The 249-nt window shown below is 59.8% G+C and carries 1 protein-coding gene; it reads right to left on the bottom strand.

The genetic code is table 11. From position 1 onward, the window contains the following. Positions 1-249 (bottom strand): extracellular solute-binding protein (locus tag AF337_RS12855; protein ID WP_152971045.1); only part of this gene is annotated, 249 nt, incomplete at both ends.

Here is a 249-nt window from a genome sequence, read left to right as displayed (position 1 = left end):
GTACTGAACCGCCCGACCAGAACAGCGACAGGTCGAATTCCTTGGCGGCGAACGACTTGTTCCACTGGTCTTCCGTCGACCACAGCAACTTGACGTTCGGCTTGATGGACTTCAGCGCGGCCGTGACAGCAGCCAGATCCTTGGGATCGTTGATGTCCTGCCCGCTCATCAGCGCGCCGACACCGACATTGATGATGGCGTCGTCGTCCATGGCAACACGACCCTTATAGGCCGGGTCTACGAGGACCC

Source organism: Rhizobium ecuadorense (assembly GCF_001187535.1).
Taxonomy (GTDB): Bacteria; Pseudomonadota; Alphaproteobacteria; order Rhizobiales; family Rhizobiaceae; genus Rhizobium; species Rhizobium ecuadorense.
Note: the sequence above shows the minus strand (reverse complement) of the source record. Positions and strands in the feature narration are given on the sequence as shown.